The sequence below is a fragment of the Streptomyces sp. NPDC027189 genome, assembly GCF_055566975.1.
In genome coordinates this window covers 88,829-107,996 of the sequence record NZ_JBVHRI010000019.1, presented here as the reverse complement: position 1 = coordinate 107,996, position 19,168 = coordinate 88,829, and the positions used below count along the sequence as shown (strand labels likewise).

The following is a 19,168-nucleotide window of genomic DNA, read 5'->3' as shown; positions in this document are numbered from 1 at the left end:
ATGCGTGACGGAGCGCACGACGAGTTGACCAAGTCACTCGTACGAGGCGCATCCGCAACTGAAGGTGATCAATTGATCGCGCAAGGTTACGCTCGCGGGATGTACATCAGGCGCATCCATCGGCCGACCAGGCCCCTCCGTACGAGTGGCGTGCTGCTGGCCGCCGCAGCGCTGCTCATCTCGGCCTGCTCCACCGGGAGTTCGACGACGTCGACGGCGACTTCGACGGCGGACGCGGTGCTGGCCGCGCTGCCGAGCTCCACGCCGTCGGCACTGTCGCGGTACTACGGGCAGAAGCTGGACTGGCGCACCTGCGGGGTCCCCGGCTTCGAGTGCGCCACGATGAAGGCGCCGCTGGACTACGCGAAACCGGCCTCGGGCGACATCAGACTGGCGGTCGCCCGCAAGAAGGCCACGGGGCCGGGCAAGCGCCTTGGATCGCTGCTGGTCAACCCGGGAGGGCCGGGCGGCTCGGCGGTCGGCTATCTGCAGCAGTACGCCGGGATCGGCTACCCGGCGGAGGTCCGCGCCCGCTACGACATGGTCGCGCTCGACCCGCGCGGCGTGGCCCGCAGCGAGCCGGTCGAATGCCTCACGGGCCGCCAGATGGACACGTACACGCAGACGGACACGACGCCGGACGACAAGAAGGAGACGGGGCAACTGGTCGACGCGTACAAGAAGTTCGCCGAGGGTTGCGGCCGGCGCTCGCCCGGTCTGCTCCGGCATGTCTCCACGGTGGAGGCAGCCCGTGACATGGACATCCTGCGCGCCGTGCTGGGCGACCAGAAGCTGACGTATGTCGGGGCGTCGTACGGGACGTTCCTCGGGGCGACGTATGCCGGGCTCTTCCCGGAACGGGTGGGCCGGCTGGTCCTGGACGGCGCGATGGACCCGCAGCTCACCGCGCGCAAACTCAATGAGGACCAGACGGCGGGCTTCGAGACGGCCTTCCAGTCGTTCGCGAAGGACTGCGTGCGCCAGAGCGACTGCCCGTTGGGCGGCGCGGGCACGAGCCCGGAGCAGGTGGGCAAGAACCTGAAGGCGTTCTTCCAGCAGCTGGACAAGGCGCCCATCCCGGCCGGCGACGCGGACGGCCGCAAGCTCGGCGAGGCGCTCGCGACGACGGGTGTGATCGCGGCGATGTACGACGAGGCGGCCTGGCCGCAGTTGCGCGAGGCGCTCACCTCGGCGATGAAGGAGAAGGACGGCGCGGGACTGCTCGCCCTGTCCGACAGCTACTACGAGCGCGACGCCGACGGCAAATACGCGAACCTGATGTTCGCCAACGCGGCGGTGAACTGCCTCGACCTCCCGGCCGCCTTCGCCACCTCCGACCAGGTGGAGAAGGCCCTCCCCGCCTTCGAGAAGGCGTCCCCCGTCTTCGGCGAGGGTCTGGCCTGGGCCTCCCTGAACTGCGCGTACTGGCCGGTGAAGCCGACGAGCGAGCCGCACCGCATCCAGGCGAAGGGCGCCGCCCCGATCCTCGTGGTCGGCACCACGCGCGACCCGGCGACCCCGTACCCCTGGGCCCAGTCCCTCGCCTCGCAGCTCTCCTCCGGCACCCTCCTCACCTACGTCGGCGACGGCCACACCGCGTACGGCCGCGGCAGCACCTGCATCGACTCCACGATCGACCGCTACCTCCTCCAGGGCACCCCGCCCCCCAAGGGAAAGCGCTGCTCATAGCCTGTCCGCACACCCCGGCGCCGGAGGCCTCGGGGGGTGTACGGAGCACCCTCGGAAACTGTGTAGACTTACCGACGTTGCTGATCGCACCATAGTGCGGACAGCGCGCCGCCTTAGCTCAGATGGCCAGAGCAACGCACTCGTAATGCGTAGGTCTCGGGTTCGAATCCCGAAGGCGGCTCCATGTGTGGAGAGCCCAGGTCACGTTTGTGGCCTGGGTTCTTTTGTGTAGTCGACACGGTCACTCAGTGGGCGTTCCGTTCGTAGGCCGTGACAGGGATCGTCTCCTTGCGGAAGAACGCCGGGCGGATCACCCGGTACACCAGCATCGGCACGGCGCCGAGCAGCAGCGCGCCGATGCCGGTGACGAGAACGCCGCCGAGTTGCCAGTGGGGCGGGAAGGGCAGGGTCCATGAGGTGCTGCCGTAGTCCGCGGCGGAGTACACCACGCAGGCGTTGACGAAGAAGTGGAGGAGGAGGACGGCGCCGAGGGCGGGCAGATGCCCTTTGTCCAGAGGGCGCACGGGGCCGTCGGTGAGGACCTTGCGGTAGTACCGGACGCAGGCGAACCCCGTGAGTCCGTAGTAGAAGGCGATCATGAGGCATACCGAGCCGATGGAGTCGGCCAGGACGTTCTCGCTCACCCGGGTCAGCATGACGTAGAAGGCGATGGAGGCCAGGCCCATGCCGACCGTGGACCAGGTCGGGGTTGAGGTAGCGGGGGTGGATGCGGGCGAAGCGGTCCGGGATGGCCTTGAAGGCGGCCATGGAGAGGGTGGTACGGGCCGTCGGGAGGATGGTGGTTCTGGGTGGAGGCCGCCGCCGAGGTGAGCACCATCAGGATCAGGAGCTTGGTGGCGACCTCGACCCATCCCGCGGTGCCGAAGACCTCGGCGCCCAGGCTGGAGAGGATGTCCCCGGAATTGTCGGGGTTGGCGCTCGACGGGCCGGCCGTCCCGACGACGGCACCGGCCGCCGCCGGCGCCGTCACCGCCGCGGTCGCGAGGGTCGTTCTGAGCTTGCGCAGGGCCGTTGCTCCTCCCCGTAGTCCTGTGCCGCCCCTGTGCCACGCCTGCGGGGAGGCGGGAGCAGCGTGGCACTGGGCACTCTTCTGGCCACCCCCTCCAACTCCCCTGCAGGCAGGCAACGTTGGAGCTCTTCGCGGACTCTCGCGGCGCTCCTTCCGGGCTCTTTCGGAGCACTTCCCGGGCTCTTTCCGGCGGAGATGAGTGTCCGTACTCAGGCGCCCCGGCCGACTCCTCTGCCAACCTGGCGTCATGCCTTCTCGCGAGAGCCGTACGAGCCGTACGAGCCGTACGAGCGCCGGCCGTGCCGCCCTCTTGGCCGCGGCCACCGTGACCGCCGCCGCATGTCTCGCCGCGTGCGGAACTCAGCGGCCGGGCGCGGCGCCGTCCGTGGCCCCCACCTCGTCCGCCGGCTCCTCCTCGTCGCCCGCGAGCCCGCACGCGGAGCCGGACAAGGGCGACAGCGCGCCGCACAACGCCGAGAACAACATCGGCCGGATGCCGGCGGACATGACTCCCGCCGACGAGGCGGCCGCAAAGGAGAAGGCCGAGAAGGTCAAGCCGGTACTGGAGAAACTGCGGAAGCAAGGGCGCATCAGTCCCAAGGACGTACGCCCCGCACTCGCCGGCCTCGGCTTCCGGGCCGCGGACATGCGCGTCCAGGACCCGTGGTCGCGATGGAACGTGGACCACTCGGAGAAGGTGCCGGGCACCTTCTACGGGATCTGGGTCGGCAAGACCGCCTGCATCTCCGGCGCGGTGAGCGAGGACAGCGTGTGGGTCGAGGTCAACGGCCCCTATCCGGAGACCGCCTGCATCGTGCCGCCGGTCGCCCACTGATTCCTGTCACACATCCCCCCTCCCGGGCGTCAGGGAGATGACGGCGCCGCACCGCGCGGCCCGGCGAGAGGGAGATGACGACATGACTGTTCTGATGGTGCGTTCCACGGTGAAGCCCGAGTTCGTCGGGGAGCTCGAAGCGGCTCTGAAGAAGATGTTCACCGCCATTGAGGGCGCCGGGCCCGAGGGCGTGCGCTACACCTCGTACCGCCTTGCCGACGGAGTCACCTACGTCGCGCTGCTGGAGCTCGCGGACGGCATCGAGAATCCGCTGCCCGCGATCGCGGAGTTCCGGGAGTTCCAGGCGGGCCTGAAGGACTGGCTGGCCGGTCCGCCGTCCGCCGAGCAGTTCGAGGTCAGGGGCGCGTACGCGGCCTGACGCAGTCGCCGGCGGGCGATGCCATCCTTCGGACATGGGTGTCTCCGGCGCGGCGAACGGCGGGTACTCCGGTACTCCGCTCGCCAAGAAGATCGGTATCAAGGCAGGGCAGCGGGTGCGGCTGACACACGGGCCGAAGGGCTGGGACATTCCCGGGCTGCCCGAGGACTGCGTGGTCTCCGCGGGTGGCCCGAAGGGGGCGGACGTCACCGTCGCCTTCTTCCGGGCCCGGGCGGAGCCGGCGGCGCAGGCGGCCGGGCTGGTCCGGGATCTGTCCGACGAGGCGATGCTCTGGATCGCCTGGCCCCGGCGCGCGGCCGGGCACGAGAGCGACATCACCGAGAATGATCTGCGGGAGATCTTCCTGCCGCTCGGGGTCGTGGATGTGAAGGTGGCGGCGCTGGGGGACGACTGGTCGGGCCTGAAGTTCGTACGTCGCAGAGAGAACCGGAGTCCGAGGAACTGACGTACGCGAAACCGGTGTACGGGAAACGGGCGCACCTGGGGAGGAAGGCTCGGACGTACATTCGGACGTACACCGGGGCGTACTTGAGGGGGAATTCCAGTGAACGGCTAGCATCGCGGCACAGTTGTCGGCCGGGATGGGGTGGATGTCGTGTCACAGGCGGAGGAGGGGCCGCGGGTTGCCGTTGCCGTGGTGACCATGGGGAATCGGCCCACCGAGGTCGACGCGCTGCTCACCTCCGTGGCCAAGCAGGACGTCGCGCCCGCACGGATCGTGATCGTGGGCAACGGCGCTCCGCTGCCCGAGTTCGCCGAACGCCTCGGGCTGCCCGGGGAAGTGACCACCATCGAGGTCGAAGAGAACCTCGGGTGCCCCGGCGGGCGCAATGTCGCCCTCCAGCGCCTGAGCGAGCTGGGGGACGTCGACGTCGTCGTCGAGCTCGACGACGACGGGCTGCTCGTCGACGGGGACGTCCTGCGGAAGGTACGGGACCTGTACGCCGCCGATCCGCGGCTCGGCATCGTCGGCTTCCGCATCGCCGACGAGAACGGGGAGACGCAGCGCCGGCACGTGCCCCGGGTCGGGGCCAAGGACCCGATGCGGGGAGGGCCGGTCACCGGCTTCCTCGGAGGCGGCCATGCCCTCTCCATGCCCATGCTCGCCGAGATCGGCGACTGGCCGGCCGAGTTCTTCTTCGCGCACGAGGAGACCGACATGGCCTGGCGTGCCATCGACGCCGGGTGGACCGTGCTGTACGAGCCCGAGCTGCTGCTCCAGCACCCGAAGACCTCGCCCGCGCGGCACGCCATCTACTACCGGGTGACCGCCCGCAACCGGGTCTGGCTCACCCGTCGGCGGCTGCCCCTCCCGCTGATCCCCGTGCACCTGGGCATCTGGATCCTGGCCACACTCGTACGGACCCGGTCCGTCGGCGGGCTGAAGGCCTGGTTCGGCGGGTTCGCGGAAGGGCTGCGGGAGTCCGGCGGAGAGCGGCGGCCGATGCGCTGGCGCACGGTGTGGCGGCTCACCCGGCTGGGCCGCCCACCTGTCATCTGAGGGTGTGCACGAGCCCGGACGACAGACGGAGGCCCCGGTCGTTCACCTCCGACGACCGGGACCTCGCGCGTCCCCGGATCCGGCCACGGCGGCGACACTCCCCCGAGTTACGCGTAGTACGCGCGCACCGTCGGGCCAGATCCGATGCAGTGATCACATCAGGCCACGCCAACGGATCGCTAACATGAGGCCAACGGTTCGTATGGGAGCCGTGAGTCGGTCGGCGGGAAGTCGCCGGAACAAGGCGCGAAGTCGCCGTGGGCGCGGCCGGAGCGGTCGCGCGGAAAGGCAGTGGGGCGGCGTGATGCGGAACGGGCTGCGGTTCGGGCTGCTGGGGCCGCCGGTCCTGTACGACGCCGGCGGCGAGTTCAGGTCGATCGGCAGCGGCAAGATGCGTGCCCTGCTGGCTGCGCTGCTCCTGGAACCGGGCCGGGTCGTCTCGGTCGACGTGCTCAAGGACGCGCTGTGGGGCGGGGCGCCGCCCGCCTCCGCCCAGGCCTCGCTGCAGAACCATGTGACGCGGCTGCGGCGCCTCCTCGACGATCCCGAGCGGCTGCGCGCGGTCCCTCCGGGATACGTCCTGAGGGTCGGCGAGGGCGAGTTGGACGTCCGTGTCTTCGAACAGCACGCCACCGCCGCACGTACCGCCCACGCCGAGCGCGCCTGGGAGCGGGCGCTGCGCGAGTCCATGTCCGCGCTCGCACTGTGGCGCGGCACCCCGCTCAGCGGCCTGCCGCCCGAGACCGGCGGACACGCCTTCGTCCAGCGTCTGGAGGAGGCCCGGCTGCTGGTCCTGGAGTGGCGCTACGAGGCCGAGCTGCGCCTGAGCGATCTCGGGGAAGCTCAGGCGCGCCTCCGCGCCGCTCAACACGCGCCCCCACCCTCGAACTCGCCGCGCTCCGCTCGGGCGGGGGGACCCCTTTCACCGGACCGGCCAACGGCCGAAGGAGCGCCTCCCTCAAGTTCCCGGCTTGGCCCGAACGGGGGGGACCACCATCGAGGACCCTCGTCCGGCGCGCAGGGAGCACGCACCGAACGACGCGAGAACGCACCCGAGCTTCCCGGAGACCGCTCGGCCCTCACACCCGCCCGACTCGACCGGCTGGCCCCCGAGTTGGCCGCACTCACCGCCGAGTACCCGCTCCGCGAGGCCTTCCACCGGCTCCTGATGCTCGTACTGCACCGCACCGGGCGCCAGGCCGAGGCCCTCGCTGTCCACCGTGATCTGCGGGCCCGCCTGGTGGAGGAGCTCGGGATCGAGCCTGGCCTGGCGGTGCGGGAGGCGCATCTGGAGATCCTCCGTGCGCAGGGCGGCACGGAGAGGGCGGCGGATGTCGCCGACGACGCCGGGCGAGCGGAGCGGGAGGCCGCGGTCGTCCTGTCGGATCCCGGCCCGCCGCGCCCCGCCCAACTCCCGCCCCCGCCCGCGTACTTCACCGGACGTGACGACCTGCGCCAGAAGCTGCGCCTGGCGCTGGACCCGGAGCGCCGGACCGCCGGACCCGGCGTCGCGGCGGCCGACGGTATGCCGTCTGTCGCCGTGATCAGCGGTATGGCCGGCGTCGGCAAGAGCGCGCTCGCGCTGCACGTGGCACACGGGCTGCGGGAACGTTTCCCCGACGGTCAGCTGTACGTCAATCTGCACGGCGCCACCCCCGGCATGACCCCGCTCACCTCCGGCCAGGCGCTCGCCGCGCTGCTCCGCGACCTCGGCGCCGAACCGCGCCGGATCCCCGAACACCGGGACGCGGCAGCCGCGTTGCTGCGGTCCATGCTCGCGCCCACCCGCACGCTGATGGTGCTCGACGACGCCGCGCATGCCGCGCAGGTGCGGCCGCTGCTGCCCGCGGGCGCGGGCTGCGCGGTCATCGTGACGAGCCGTTCGCCGCTCACCGCCCTGGACGGCGCGCACCGCTTCCCGCTCGCGCCGCTGTCGGACGAGGACAGCGCGGCGCTGCTCCGCGCGGTCTCCGGCCGCCGCAACGGGCTCGACGGCGGGCACCCCCTCGTCGAACTCACCGGCCGGCTGCCACTCGCCCTCCGCGTCGTCGCGGCCCGCCTCGCCGCGCGCCACGCGCTCACGCCGGACATGCTCGCCGGTCAACTGGCCGCTACGGAAGGGCGGTTGCACCACCTGGAGTACGACGACCTGAGCGTCCGCCGCTCCCTGGCCGTCGCCCACGACGCGCTGCGCGCCTCGGAGCGTGAGGCCGACCGGGACGCGGCGCTCGCCCTGTGCCGCATCGGCGCGCTCGACCTCCCCGCGTACGGGGCGCCCCTCCTCGCCCGCCTCTCCGGCATCGCCGAACGCCGAGCCGAGGCCGCCCTCGACCGCCTTGTCGACGTCGCCCTCCTGGAGGAAACGGCGTACGGCCGCTACGCCCCGCACGACCTGGTGCGGGACTTCGCCCGCGAGATCGCGGGGGCGACTTCGGCCCGTCCGGCGTTCGAGGACGAGGCCGTTCAGGCCGAAAGCGAGGGTCTGGGAACGGCAGCCCCCAGATATGGGACGGGCAGGGGCGGAGGGGGCGAGAACCCATCCGGTGCGGATGCCGTCGTGACTTCGCACGCCGCGGGCGGCCCCGCTCCCGCCGGCACAGGCACCTCCGCCCCCGGCGGTAACGGCGCAGCCGCCTCCGGCGGCCAGGACACGGCACTCGCCGCCGGCCACGACGCGGCCGTCGCCGAACGCGCCCTGCGCTGGTACGCCGGTGTCGCCGCCCGCTCCCTGGAGGCGATCCTCGAACCCGGGCTGGACCGCGAGGACCGCAGCCGCCGGACTGCCTCGCAGCCGCCCCCGCACGCCGCGGACGTCGTGGCCACCCCACCCTTCCGCTCCGCGAAGGACGCCTTCGCCTGGGGCGATCTGGAGCTGGAGAACGTGGTGGCGCTGGTGGAGCGCCACGCGGAGATCTCCCCGTACATCCCCCTCCTGGTCCGCCTGCTCAACCCGTACGTCCAACGCAGCGGCCGCGTGGCCGAGCTGGAGATCCTCCAGCGGGCCGCGCTCGGCGCGGCGCGGCGGCTCGGGGACGAGGCCGCCGAGGCGTACGCGCTCGGAGACCTGGCGGGCCTGCACTTCATGACGGGCCGCGCGAGCGACGCCCTGGCGCTCAACGACGAGGCGCTGGCGATCTGGCGCAGGCTCGGCGTCCTGTCCTGGGTGCGGCGGGGCCTGAACAATCGCGGCATGCTCCTCGAAGGACTCGGCCGCTACGCCGAATCCAGCGAGGCTCTGCTGCAAAGCCTGGAATTGTCAAGGGAGTTGGGCGACCCGCACATGGAGGCCATCACCTACAGCCACCTCGGCAACCTGTACGAGCACTCGGACCCCCGGGCCGCCATCGACCACCACAAGCGCAGTCTCGCGATCGGCGACACGATCCAGGACGTCATCATCCGCCACTCAGCGCACTGCAACATCGGCTACGCACACCTCGCCCTCGGCGAACCGGCCGCCGCCGTACCGCACTTCGAGGAGAGCCTGCGCATCCTCGGCAGCCACGGCGACTGGCACGGCGAGTCGCAGACCCGGCTCGGGCTGGTGCGTGCCCTGCGCGGGGTGGGACACGCGGAGCGGGCCGAGCGCGAGTGCGATCTGCTGCTGTGCCGCGCCGACCGCCGCGCCGACCGGTACACCGGAGGGCTCGCCCGGCATCAGCGGGGCCTGCTGCTGCGGAGCCGGGGGGAGGTCGAAGGGGCGTACGAGCAGTGGGAGTCGGCCCTGGCGGCGCTGGCGGAGACGGACAGCCCGGTGGTGGGGGAGCTGCGGGAACTCCTGGCGGAGAAGCCGAAGCTGGCGTAGCAACTCACCCGGAAGGGGTGTCACTTGGCGTCCGCGTAGCACTCCACCACCGCCGTCGTGAACGGAAAGCGGACCGGTGTCTCCCCGAAGGTGAGGCGGCCGGCGAGGTCGGCCGCCTCGCGGATCGCGGTCACCACAGTCTCGGCCTCCTGGGCGGGGCAGTGCACGATCACCTCGTCGTGCTGGAAGAAGACCAGCTCGGCCGAGAGGTCGGCGCAGGTGCGCCGGAGCGCGGCGAGCACCAGCAGGGCCCAGTCGGCGGCGCTGCCCTGGACGACGAAGTTGCGGGCGAACCGGCCGCGGGCACGGGAGTTGGAGGAGGCGTACCCCGGAACCCACCCCTGCTCAAGGCCGCCCTCCACGGGTTCGTCCTGTGGGATGCCCGCCTCGTCCCCACTCCCGTCCGACGCGCCCACCGCCGGGGGAGAGGTCCGCCCCAGCCAGGTCCGCACGAGCCGCCCTTCCTCTCCCGCCCGCGCCGCGTCGTCCACGTACGCCACGGCCTTGGGAAATCGGCGGCGCAGCAGGGCGAGGTTCTTCAGCCCGTCACCCGACGTCTGTCCGTACACGGCCCCCAGCACAGCGAGCTTGGCCTGTGCCCGATCTCCGGCGAACGCCCGGTCCGAAACCGCCTGATACAGATCGGTCTCCCGCCCCGCGACCTCCATCAGACCGGGGTCGCGCGAGATCGCGGCCAGCACACGCGGCTCCATCTGATCGGCGTCGGCGACGACGAGCCGCCAGCCGGGATCGGCGACGACGGCACGGCGGATGACCTTGGGGATCTGGAGAGCGCCCCCGCCATTGGTCACCCACCGCCCGGTGACGGTCCCGCCCGGCAGATACTCGGGCCGGAACCGCCCGTCGCGCACCCAGTCCTGGAGCCAGGACCACCCGTGGGCGACCCAGATCCGGTACAGCTTCTTGTACTCGATCAGCGGCTTCACGGCCGGATGGTCGATCGACTCGATCTCCCACCGCCGCGTGGACTTGACCTTGATCCCGGCCTGAGCGAAGGCCTTGACCACATCGGCGGGCAAATCAGGTCTGACCCGTCTCCCAAAGGCGGCCGACACCTCGTCCGCCAGCTCGGCGAGCCGCCGGGGCTCGCCCCCGCCCGCGTACCGCTCGCCGAGCAGCTCGTGCAGCACCTCCCGGTGGACGTCCGCGCGCCACGGCAGCCCTGCCTCGTTCATCTCGGCGGCGACCAGCATCCCGGCCGATTCGGCGGCCGTCAGCAGCCGCATCCGCTCCGGATGCGCGGTCGCATCATGCCGCCGCTGCTGGTCCGCGTACACCTCCAGGAGATCGTCCAGCGGCACGTGGACCGGGCGCGGCTCGAAGAGCGAGGACTGCGAACCGGGCTCGGCGGACCGCTGCGGCGGATCGGTCGGTACGGGCCCGCCGCGCAGCCTCGCCAGCGCGGCGGCCGCCGACCGGGGCTCGCCGAGCCGCCCCTCGTGCCCGAGCAGCAGCGTCTCGGCGGCCTCCATGTCGTAACACCGCTCGACTCGCACCCCCGCGGCGAGCAGACGCGGATACACGTCCGCGGTGGACCGCCAGACCCACCGGCTCACTTCCGGCCTCGACCGCACCGCCTCCGCCAGATTCGCCTCGCGGCGGACCGGCCCCGCGGGCAGCCCGCCGGGGCCGAGGGCGGCGACCTCCGCGCCGCCGTCCTCGGCCGGCGCGAGAGCCCAGCGCTCGGTCATGATTCCGAGTCTCGCAGGGAGGTCTGACAATGGCGCCGCCCCCGGGCACGGCCCCAGCTGCCGACTTGCTCAGCCGGTGCTCGTCTCCCCCCGCCCGTTCACGACCTCCTCGAGCATGCGCGCGACGTGCCCCTCGGTCGTCGCCTTGTCGACGCCCGCCCCGCTGAGAACGCCCTCGCCGTTCTCGTACTCCAGGAGGGCCAGCAGGATGTGCTCGGTGCCGACGTAGTTGTGGCCGAGGCGCAGGGCCTCGCGGAAGGTGAGTTCGAGGACCTTCTTGGCGGCGGGCCCGTACGGAACGAGTTCGGGGACCTCGTCGACGGCCGGCGGGAGCGCCGCCTTCGCCGCCTCGCGCACCGTGGCGAGGGACACGCCCTGCGCCGTGATCGCCTGGGCGCCGAGTCCCTCGGGCTCGGCGAGCAGCCCGAGGACGAGGTGCTCGGGCAGCCCTTCCGCGTTTCCCGCGGCCTTGGCCTCGCTGTGCGCGACCATGACCACCTTGCGGGCACGCGGGGTGTAGCGCCCGAAGCCCTGGTTCGGATCGAGATCCGACTCCGCCTTCGGGACGAAACGCTTCTGGGCGGCCTGCCGGGTGACCCCCATGCTCTTGCCGATGTCCGTCCAGGACGCGCCCGAACGCCGGGCCTGGTCCACGAAGTGCCCGATCAGATGGTCGGCCACGTCACCCAGGTGATCCGCGGCGATCACCGCGTCCTGGAGCTGGTCCAGTGCGTCGGTGTGAACCTTTTTGATGGCCTCGATGAGGTCGTCGAGACGTACGGATGCAGTGCCGAGTGGGTTAGTCGTCATGTGTCAACCGTAGGTTGACGCCCCCGGGGCGTCAACCCAAAGTTGACACCCCGAGCCGACCGAATCACACCACTCCGCGACTCATCCCTCCGCGACGCGCCCTTGGGTTACTTCGGCCGGCTACTTGGGAGAGGCCGCCAGCCGCACGGCCAACCCCGCGAACACAGTCCCGCTGAAGATGTTGAGCCCCCGCGACACCCGCCGACTGCGCCGCAACAGGGCGGACAGTCGCCCGGAGAGCAGTCCGATCGAGCCGTCGACGGCGAACCCCATGACCACCATGGTGGCCCCCAGGATCATGAACTGTCCGGCCACGTGCCCCATTTCAAGGTTCACGAACTGGGGCAGGAAGGCGACGTTGAAGAGGATCACCTTCGGGTTGAGCAGATTGGTGACGGCACCCTGCCAGAAGGCCCGCCGCCGCCCCGGCCCGACATCCCCACTCGCCTCGACGCTCACCGCGCGCTCCCGGAACGCCTTCACCGCGAGGTACAGCAGATAGGCGGCGCCCAACCACCGCAGCACGTGATAGAGCGTCGGCAACGTCGTGAACAGCGCCGAAAGCCCCAGCATCGCGGCCACCGCGTGCACAAGCATCGCGAACGCCACGCCCGCAGCGGCCAGTACCCCCGTAATGGGCCCTCCCCGCCCTCCCATCGCCACGATGAACATCATGTCCGGCCCCGGCGTGACGCAGAGCGCGAAGCCGGCAACGAGAAACGCCGCGTACAGAGATGTGTCGACCATGGCCCCATGCTCGACACCGCCGACGCGCCGAGGCGACCGAATTTCACGCACTGAGAGGGCCCCGGCGCCGGGGCTGTTACGGCCCGCAGCGAGGACCATCCGTACGGCCCGCAGCCGAGGCCGTCGGCCCGCCCGTACGGCCCGCAGTCGCCCACGCGCGGGAGTGGTCGTGTTGGTACATCGAATGCCCGTATCCGGCCGGATCCAAAAGGAACGGCTCCCTGACGCCCCACGGTTGATCCGTTCGGATACGGGCGGATGTACCGACGCGGCCCCGACCCACCGCGAACAGCGGGCGAACCCCCGGTCGTCGTCACGTCCGCCGCCACGCTCCAGTCACCGTCGTCACGTCCGCCGCCACGCTCCAGCCACCGCCGCCACGCTCCAGTCACCGTCGTCACGTCCGCCGCCACGCTCCAGCCACCGCCGCCCCGACGGCCACCACCAGGCACGCCCCCACACACCCCGCCAGCAGCCCCCACGGCACATCCACCCCCACCGGCGCCGACACCCGCGCCAGCGCCGCCGCCACCCCCGCGAGGTTCACCGCGGCCACCGCACCCCCGAGCACCGCCCCTACGCAGACCCCCACCGCCGCCTCGCCGGCGACCACCCGCAGCACCTGCCCCCGCGTGGCCCCTGCCATCCGCAGGGACCGCAGCTCCGCACCTCGCGCGGAGGTCGCCATCAGCAGCGTCACGGCGAGCGAAATCCCGGCGTAGACAAGGGCGATGCCCAGAACCACGAGAAACCCCAGCCGGGTCTGCGGGCCGGTCCGCGGGTGGGTGGCAGCCAGCCACGCCGACGCGGACCTCACCGTGCCGCCCGTCGAGGCCCGCAGCGCCGCCTCGACGGCCGCCTGATCCGCCTGATGCGCCTGATCCGCCGACTTCGCCGACTCCGCCCCACGCCCCACCCGCACATCGAGCCGATCGACCACGGCCCCCACCGCGTTCGCCGAGGTCACATACGCCCCGCTGTCGCCCGTACCCCGCGCCAGCACCGCCACGACCCGCAACCGCGCAGCCCGCCCGTCCCCCAGCCACACACGGACCCAGGACCCCACCTCATGCCGCTCCCACTCCTCGTTCACGACGATCGACCGGTCGTCGAGATCGCGTATGTCGCCCGCGACGACCGGCAGCCGCGCCACCGACGCGAACGCCGCCACGTCGCTCACCGCCCGCGCGTCGGACCGTATGAGCGCGGTCCCCTCCTCCCGTACGAAGACCGCGGTCGAGGCGGTGGCCGAGACCGTGGCCCCAGCGACCCGTACCGCCCGCAAGCCGTCCCCGGTGACGACGAATTGGGCACGGGTCCGCTCCCGCGCCTCCATCGCCTTCGCCCCGGTCACGGTCGCCGCGGCCCCCAGCAGCGAACCCGCCAGCGCGACGGTCACCAGGACGGGAGCCGCCACGGCGGCCGTACGCCGTACCGCCGCCGCCGCGTTCTCGCGCACCAGCAGCCCGGTCGCGCCGGACAGCCGACCGAGGGGAAGCAGTCGTACGACGGGACGCACGAGGGGACGGACGAGCACGGGGGCGAGCGCCGACACCGCCGTGACCAGGACCATCGGCTGCGTGGCGTACGTCTTCCGCTTCAGCAGCGCGGCCGGATCCGTCCCCAACTTCCAGGCCAGCAGCCCGAGTCCGACCGCGAGCAACCCGAAACCGACGACCCGCCGCGACCGAGGCATCACATCCGTGTCCACGGACGCCTCCCGGAGCGCCTCCACAGGCCCGATCCGCCCCGCCCGCCAGGAGGCCACCCAGGCGCCCGCCAGAGCCACCAACACCCCAGTGCAGAAGGCGACTCGCGAGGGCCAGTCCACCGACCCCCGCAGCATGAACCACGAAGGCGCCACCCCGCCGTCCACCAGCGCCCGCACGAGCCGGGGCGCACCACGCGCCCCCAGCGCGCACCCCGCGGCCGACGCCACGAGCCCCACCGCGAGCGCCTCCCCGAGCAACAGCCGCCGCACCTGCCCGGGCGTCGCCCCGGCCATCCTCAGCAGACCGAACTCCCGCCGCCGCAGCGCCACGACGAACGCGAACGTCGAAGCCGTCACGAAAACGGAGACGAAGGCCGTCACCCCGGCCGCCGTGCCCAGCAGGGAGCCGACTCCGACCAGCGCCTCGGCATCGCGCGCGGCGGAGGGGTCGGCCTGATGACGGTCGTCACCGGTCAGCACCCGCGCACGATCCCCGACGAGCCGCCGGACAGCCACGACGGGCGCGTCAACACCAACCGCGTCCCGAGCCGTACCATCCGTCCGCACCCGCCCCAATTCGCGAAGCTCACCGATGAGTTCACTGTCCACAGGGTGTGGATGCGCCAGCTTCTTCGACACGAGGGCGGTGCCGGGCCCCCGCCGCACCTCCACTGTGAGGGTGTCCCGCCCCATCACCACGACGGGCGAGGAGGCGAACCGCGTCGGCGGCCGCCCCGACGCGTCGAGGCCGGCGGCGAGCGCGAGCCCCATCGCCGTCATCACGGCGACCCCGAGCCCGACGGCGACGAAGGAGCCGAGAAGGGAGACCCAGCGCGTACGCAACGACGAAAGACTCAGCACGCCGCAAGCCCCGTCCGCTCAAGCCCCGCCGTCCGCTCAAGCCCCGCCATCCGCCCCGCGACACCCGCCGCGGAAGGCTCCGCCAATTCCCCGCTCACCCGCCCGTCGACGAGGAACACCACCCGGTCCGCGTACGAGGCCGCCACCGGGTCATGCGTGACCATGACGGTCGTCTGCCCCTCCCGGTCCACCAACTCCCGTAGTAGCGACAGCACTTCATGACCGGTCCCGGTGTCGAGCGCCCCCGTCGGTTCGTCACCGAAGAGGACGGCGGGACGGGTGATCAGCGCCCGAGCGAGCGCGACGCGCTGCTGCTGCCCACCCGACAGCTGCGCGGGCCGGTGCCTGGTGCGGTCGCCGAGCCCCACCCGGGCCAGCGCCTCGCGCACCGCCCCGCGCGAGGGCCGCCGCGCGGCCAGCCGCAGCGGCAGGGCGACGTTCTGCGCGGCGGTCAGCGACGGCAGCAGGTTGAAGGACTGGAACACGAACCCGATCCGCTCCCGCCTGAGCAGCGTCAGCCGACGCTCGCTCAGCCCGCCCAGCTCGACCCCGTCGACGGCCACCGTCCCGGAGGTCGGCCGGTCGAGTCCGGCCGCGCACTGCAACAGGGTCGACTTCCCCGACCCGGACGGCCCCATCACGGCGGTGAAGGTCCCGGCGGCGAAGTCCAGATCGACCCCGTCCAGCGCGGCGACGGCACCGTAATCACGGTGCAGAGATCGAATACGTACGGCTGTTTCGGTCATGCCTCAAGCGAACCGTCCGGCAGCCGCCCGATCACGACCACCAGGGGGCGTCCTGGGGTAGGGCCGGCCCTACCCCGACCCGTGACACGATCGAGGAATGAGCAGCAGTAACCCCAGCCCCGGCACGGTCGAGCGCGCCTTCGAGGCCGCCCTCTACGCCGACTCCGACACGGCCCTCGACACGGGCGCCTCGCTGCTCGCCGCCGACCCCGCGTCCGACGCCGAACTCACCCGGCGCGGCGAGGAGTTCGTCGCCGCGGCCTGGCGGCGCGGCTGGCAGCCCGCCGATGTCGTACGGATCGTGCGCCGCGAGCTGGACGACGTACACGTACAGCTGGTGTCCGGGCTGATCCTCGGCGAGAACCGCAAGCCGCGGAGCCCGCGCTGGGCCGCACAGCTCGAAGAGCTGGCGTCCGAGCCCCGGGCCCCCCGCACCGACCGCTTCTCGTACGCGACCGCCGTACTGGAGCTCTACCGGCTGCTGCTCCGCCTCCCCACGATCGAGCCCCTCGACGCAACGCGACAAAACGCCCACCACGCCTCCCACGCCCCCCAGGACACCCGCATGCTCACCCGCATCCGCGCCCTGCTCGCCAAGGCCGAGGCGACCGGGTTCCCGGAGGAGGCGGAGGCGCTGAGCGCCAAGGCGCAGGAGCTGATGGCGCGGCACAGCATCGACGAGGCGCTGCTCGCGGCGCGTACGCACGCGAAGGACGCGCCCGGCGCCTGCCGGATCGGCGTCGAGCCGCCGTACGAGACGGCCAAGGCGGTGCTCCTGGACGCGGTGGCGGGGGCGAACCGCTGCCGGGCCGTGTGGAACGAGGCCCTCGGCTTCTCGACCGTCGTCGGCTTCGAGCCCGACCTGGAGGCGGTCGAGCTCCTCTACACCTCACTCCTCGTGCAGGCCACGGCGGCGATGACGAAGGCGGAGGCCGCGCAGCGGGCAGGCGGGCGGAAGCGTACGAAGACCTTCCGGCAGTCCTTCCTCGCCGCCTACGCACACCGGATCGGCGACCGCCTCGCGTCCGCGACCGAGGGGCAGGAGGCTGCGACGGAGGGGGAGCTGCTGCCGGTGCTGGCGGCCCGCGACGTGGCGGTCGCGGACCAGATGGACCGGATGTTCCCCGAGACGGTGACCACCCGGCTGCGCGGGGTCAGCGACGCGGCCGGGTGGCACGAAGGGGCCGCGGCGGCGGACCGGGCGCAGGTCAAGGGGCGGCCACCACTGCGGTGATCAGTCGCCCGCGTGCTGGAACGGGCTCACGGAGGCGTTGAGGTCGGCCGCCTCGCTCTTGCCCGCGACAGGTCCGTACGACCACTTGAAGTCCTGCGTGGCGGTGGCACCGGGCAGGCTGATCTTCAGCGTCTGCGCGTCGAAGGTCTTCGCGTCGCCCTTCGTGCCCCGCACGTAGGTGATGGTGAAGGTCGCGGTGTCGCCCTTCGCCAGGGTCAGCTTCACCGGGCTCGCGGACTTCTCCGGGGCGATGTCCGTGGAGTCGCCGCCGGCCTGGACCTCGAGGCCGGGGAAGCCCTTCAGGGTGCATGTGGAGTCGCGGTTGGTGAGGGTGACAGGGACGTTGCCGGTGTCCCCGGCTGCCGGGGCGGCGTTGGCGGGGCCCACCTCGATGCCCACCTTGTCGATCCGGCAGTCGGCTGAGGAGCTCTTGGCGGTCTTGTCGGTCTTGCTGGTGCTGCCGCCGCTGTCGTCGCAGGAGGTCAGGGCGAGGGCGGCCGCGAGGACGGTGACGGCGATGGGCAGGGCGCGCATGGGGTTCCCCCGGGGGTGGTGACGGTGTGCATGGATCATCACGCATTTCACTCCCCGGACGTTGCGCGCCCCCGGGTGTTCGCCTCCGCCGGGCCGCGAATATCCCGAAATCTCCCTTACGCCGACGGGATGAACTGGCTCCGGGCGCCGAAGGAGACGGCGCGCTCGGGACTGACGATCGAGCGGAAACGTCTCGCACCGCTGATCGCGCCGCGAGGCGCCGCCGGGCTCGCGCTGGTGATCGGGGTGAGCCGGTGGGCGTGCGGACCGAGCGGCAAAGCGCCTCGGAGCCCTGCTCCAGCGCGTGGTGGAATCGGTGGAGGGCGACCGCGCCGCGACATCCACGCGCGCGCCACCAAGCCGAAGCCCATGCTCCGCCCCGGCCTCCTGGAACTGATCCCCGTGGCCCTCAAAGCGATGCGGGGGTGCGCCGGAACACGCCAACGGGCCACGAAATCCGGAGGATTCCGCGGCCCGCAGGTGAGTGATCCGGCGATCAGGAGCCCAGGCTCGCCGTGGGCAGCCCCGTGGGCAGCTGCTGCCCGCCCTCGCTCTTCACGTACGACTCCTTGCCGAGCCCGCCCTGCCACGTGACCTTCAGGCTCGTACCGCTGACGGAGTCGACCATGCCGACCGCACGGTCCGTGCTGCCGTCCGTGCACTTGAGGCGGATCATCCGCATGCCCGACTCCTCGGCCGCGGTACCGCTGCACACGGTGCCCCCGGTCGTGAAGAGCGCGGCCTTCTCGCCGGTGACCATCAGCGCCACCGCCTTGCCGCCCGTGGTGGCCAGCCAGCTGCCCTCCACCTTGGTCTTGGCGCCCGAGGTGCCGCCAGAGCCGCCGCCCGTACCGGCCGTCTCCGTCGCGGACGCGCTCGGGCTCGTGGACTTGTCGCCGGAGCCGTCGTCGCTGCTGCAACCGGCCAGCACGAGCGCGGCCGCCAGACCCGCGGTCGCGGCCGCGATACGCGCCTGCCTGCGCGGGAAGGTCGCCGAAGTCACTGAAGCCCCCAAGGGTGGGTGAGGATGCCGGGGTCGCCGGAACGACCGCAGCAAGCTACCAGGCGGACCTGCGAACGCCCGGGAGGTATCCGGAGTGCGCTTGCTCACGCGGATTCACCAGGAAGAGGCCGACGGCGAGCAGATAACCGCGCGGGCGGCCCTACCACTGTCCCGGTTGCGTACGCGGGTGGCGCCGGTGTCGCGCGGCTGCCTGCGCGATTCCTCCTGGGCAGCGGCCGGTCCGGCGCCGGTCGAGGACGGCCGGCGGATGATGTCCTTCGGCTCGGGCCGCCGGGCGGCGTACCGCGCGACGATCTCCTGGCGCTTCTCGTTCTTCGCGATCTCGCTCGCCTTCGCCATCAGACTTTCACCCCTCGGGCACGGATCCGCGCCACGGCCGCCTCGGCGCCGATCGCGTCGACCGCCTTGATCTCAAGAGCGCGCGGGAGATGGCGCCGCTGCCGTACTCGTCCCGCCAGGCCCGACCGGGCGCTCATAGGTAGGAGATTCCCTACGGTTGACTCGTAGGGAATCTCCTACCTATTCTCGT

General features: G+C 72.0%; 15 protein-coding genes, 1 tRNA gene and 2 pseudogenes. 8 read left to right on the top strand and 10 right to left on the bottom strand.

The genetic code is table 11. From position 1 onward, the window contains the following. Positions 1-99: 99 nt before the first annotated feature. The gene (locus ACZ4RZ_RS35210; RefSeq protein ID WP_467750890.1) at positions 100-1,689 is read left to right on the top strand and encodes an alpha/beta hydrolase; all 1,590 of its coding nucleotides are present in this window, start codon (positions 100-102) and stop codon (positions 1,687-1,689) included. Between the two features lie 107 nt (positions 1,690-1,796). After that, a tRNA-Thr gene (locus ACZ4RZ_RS35205) sits at positions 1,797-1,873 on the top strand. Between the two features lie 61 nt (positions 1,874-1,934). On the opposite strand, the gene ACZ4RZ_RS35200 is transcribed toward ACZ4RZ_RS35205, so the two are convergent. Then, the gene (locus ACZ4RZ_RS35200; RefSeq protein WP_467750888.1) at positions 1,935-2,375 is read right to left on the bottom strand and encodes a hypothetical protein; all 441 of its coding nucleotides are present in this window, start codon (positions 2,373-2,375) and stop codon (positions 1,935-1,937) included. 591 nt (positions 2,376-2,966) lie between these two features. Between ACZ4RZ_RS35200 and ACZ4RZ_RS35195 the strand changes: the two genes are divergently transcribed. The 5 genes from ACZ4RZ_RS35195 (at position 2,967) to ACZ4RZ_RS35175 (ending at position 9,260) form a co-directional block, all read left to right on the top strand. Then, complete coding sequence (locus ACZ4RZ_RS35195) at positions 2,967-3,554, top strand: hypothetical protein (protein WP_467750886.1); 588 nt, start codon at positions 2,967-2,969, stop codon at positions 3,552-3,554. 82 nt (positions 3,555-3,636) lie between these two features. Beyond that, positions 3,637-3,933 carry a hypothetical protein gene (locus ACZ4RZ_RS35190; protein ID WP_467750885.1) on the top strand — a complete coding sequence of 99 codons (297 nt, stop codon included), beginning with the start codon at positions 3,637-3,639 and terminating at the stop codon, positions 3,931-3,933. 34 nt (positions 3,934-3,967) lie between these two features. Further along, on the top strand, positions 3,968-4,399 hold the full coding sequence (locus ACZ4RZ_RS35185) for a DUF3052 domain-containing protein (protein ID WP_467750883.1): 432 nt from the start codon (positions 3,968-3,970) through the stop codon (positions 4,397-4,399). Positions 4,400-4,597: 198 nt separating this feature from the next. After that, positions 4,598-5,455, top strand: coding sequence for a glycosyltransferase family 2 protein (locus ACZ4RZ_RS35180; protein ID WP_467750881.1), 858 nt, complete (start codon positions 4,598-4,600; stop codon positions 5,453-5,455). 304 nt (positions 5,456-5,759) lie between these two features. Next, complete coding sequence (locus ACZ4RZ_RS35175; RefSeq protein ID WP_467750879.1) at positions 5,760-9,260, top strand: AfsR/SARP family transcriptional regulator; 3,501 nt, start codon at positions 5,760-5,762, stop codon at positions 9,258-9,260. Between the two features lie 20 nt (positions 9,261-9,280). On the opposite strand, the gene ACZ4RZ_RS35170 is transcribed toward ACZ4RZ_RS35175, so the two are convergent. The 5 genes from ACZ4RZ_RS35170 to ACZ4RZ_RS35150 all read right to left on the bottom strand — a co-directional run bounded on the left by ACZ4RZ_RS35170 (position 9,281) and on the right by ACZ4RZ_RS35150 (position 15,847). Then, positions 9,281-10,972 (bottom strand): bifunctional 3'-5' exonuclease/DNA polymerase, encoded by a 1,692-nt coding sequence (locus ACZ4RZ_RS35170; RefSeq protein WP_467750877.1) that lies wholly within the window; start codon positions 10,970-10,972, stop codon positions 9,281-9,283. A 69-nt stretch (positions 10,973-11,041) separates the two neighbouring features. Continuing rightward, positions 11,042-11,782, bottom strand: coding sequence for a Clp protease N-terminal domain-containing protein (locus ACZ4RZ_RS35165; protein ID WP_467750875.1), 741 nt, complete (start codon positions 11,780-11,782; stop codon positions 11,042-11,044). A 120-nt stretch (positions 11,783-11,902) separates the two neighbouring features. After that, positions 11,903-12,529, bottom strand: a complete 627-nt coding sequence (locus ACZ4RZ_RS35160) for a LysE family translocator (RefSeq protein ID WP_467750873.1) — start codon at positions 12,527-12,529, stop codon at positions 11,903-11,905. A gap of 397 nt (positions 12,530-12,926) precedes the next feature. After that, positions 12,927-15,101, bottom strand: a complete 2,175-nt coding sequence (locus ACZ4RZ_RS35155; protein WP_467750872.1) for an ABC transporter permease — start codon at positions 15,099-15,101, stop codon at positions 12,927-12,929. Continuing rightward, positions 15,095-15,847, bottom strand: coding sequence for an ABC transporter ATP-binding protein (locus ACZ4RZ_RS35150; protein WP_467750871.1), 753 nt, complete (start codon positions 15,845-15,847; stop codon positions 15,095-15,097). Before ACZ4RZ_RS35150 ends, ACZ4RZ_RS35155 begins: the two co-directional genes overlap by 7 nt. A 97-nt stretch (positions 15,848-15,944) precedes the next feature. Here ACZ4RZ_RS35150 and ACZ4RZ_RS35145 point away from each other — a divergent pair, with 97 nt between their 5' ends. Then, entirely contained in the window at positions 15,945-17,081 is a 1,137-nt protein-coding gene (locus ACZ4RZ_RS35145) for a DUF2786 domain-containing protein (RefSeq protein ID WP_467750870.1), read from the top strand. Here the strand turns inward: ACZ4RZ_RS35145 and ACZ4RZ_RS35140 are convergent, their stop codons facing one another. The 4 genes and pseudogenes from ACZ4RZ_RS35140 to ACZ4RZ_RS35125 form a co-directional block, all read right to left on the bottom strand. Beyond that, on the bottom strand, positions 17,082-17,615 hold the full coding sequence (locus ACZ4RZ_RS35140) for a DUF4232 domain-containing protein (RefSeq protein WP_467750869.1): 534 nt from the start codon (positions 17,613-17,615) through the stop codon (positions 17,082-17,084). It lies immediately after the preceding gene. 496 nt (positions 17,616-18,111) lie between these two features. Beyond that, positions 18,112-18,618 carry a hypothetical protein gene (locus ACZ4RZ_RS35135; RefSeq protein ID WP_467750868.1) on the bottom strand — a complete coding sequence of 169 codons (507 nt, stop codon included), beginning with the start codon at positions 18,616-18,618 and terminating at the stop codon, positions 18,112-18,114. A gap of 55 nt (positions 18,619-18,673) precedes the next feature. Continuing rightward, positions 18,674-18,978, bottom strand: a pseudogene (gene rpsN, locus ACZ4RZ_RS35130) (30S ribosomal protein S14). Further along, positions 18,978-19,049 (bottom strand): annotated as a pseudogene (locus ACZ4RZ_RS35125) (50S ribosomal protein L28); the annotation flags it as partial. The pseudogenes ACZ4RZ_RS35125 and rpsN, both read right to left, overlap by 1 nt. Positions 19,050-19,168: the final 119 nt, after the last annotated feature.

Coding starts and splice junctions, on each gene's coding strand:
- ACZ4RZ_RS35210 (WP_467750890.1), top strand. CDS start 100: ATGTACATCAGGCGCATCCATCGGCCGACCAGGCCCCTCCGTACGAGT.
- ACZ4RZ_RS35200 (WP_467750888.1), bottom strand. CDS start 2,375: ATGGGCCTGGCCTCCATCGCCTTCTACGTCATGCTGACCCGGGTGAGC.
- ACZ4RZ_RS35195 (WP_467750886.1), top strand. CDS start 2,967: ATGCCTTCTCGCGAGAGCCGTACGAGCCGTACGAGCCGTACGAGCGCC.
- ACZ4RZ_RS35190 (WP_467750885.1), top strand. CDS start 3,637: ATGACTGTTCTGATGGTGCGTTCCACGGTGAAGCCCGAGTTCGTCGGG.
- ACZ4RZ_RS35185 (WP_467750883.1), top strand. CDS start 3,968: ATGGGTGTCTCCGGCGCGGCGAACGGCGGGTACTCCGGTACTCCGCTC.
- ACZ4RZ_RS35180 (WP_467750881.1), top strand. CDS start 4,598: ATGGGGAATCGGCCCACCGAGGTCGACGCGCTGCTCACCTCCGTGGCC.
- ACZ4RZ_RS35175 (WP_467750879.1), top strand. CDS start 5,760: ATGCGGAACGGGCTGCGGTTCGGGCTGCTGGGGCCGCCGGTCCTGTAC.
- ACZ4RZ_RS35170 (WP_467750877.1), bottom strand. CDS start 10,972: ATGACCGAGCGCTGGGCTCTCGCGCCGGCCGAGGACGGCGGCGCGGAG.
- ACZ4RZ_RS35165 (WP_467750875.1), bottom strand. CDS start 11,782: ATGACGACTAACCCACTCGGCACTGCATCCGTACGTCTCGACGACCTC.
- ACZ4RZ_RS35160 (WP_467750873.1), bottom strand. CDS start 12,529: ATGGTCGACACATCTCTGTACGCGGCGTTTCTCGTTGCCGGCTTCGCG.
- ACZ4RZ_RS35150 (WP_467750871.1), bottom strand. CDS start 15,847: ATGACCGAAACAGCCGTACGTATTCGATCTCTGCACCGTGATTACGGT.
- ACZ4RZ_RS35145 (WP_467750870.1), top strand. CDS start 15,945: ATGAGCAGCAGTAACCCCAGCCCCGGCACGGTCGAGCGCGCCTTCGAG.
- ACZ4RZ_RS35140 (WP_467750869.1), bottom strand. CDS start 17,615: ATGCGCGCCCTGCCCATCGCCGTCACCGTCCTCGCGGCCGCCCTCGCC.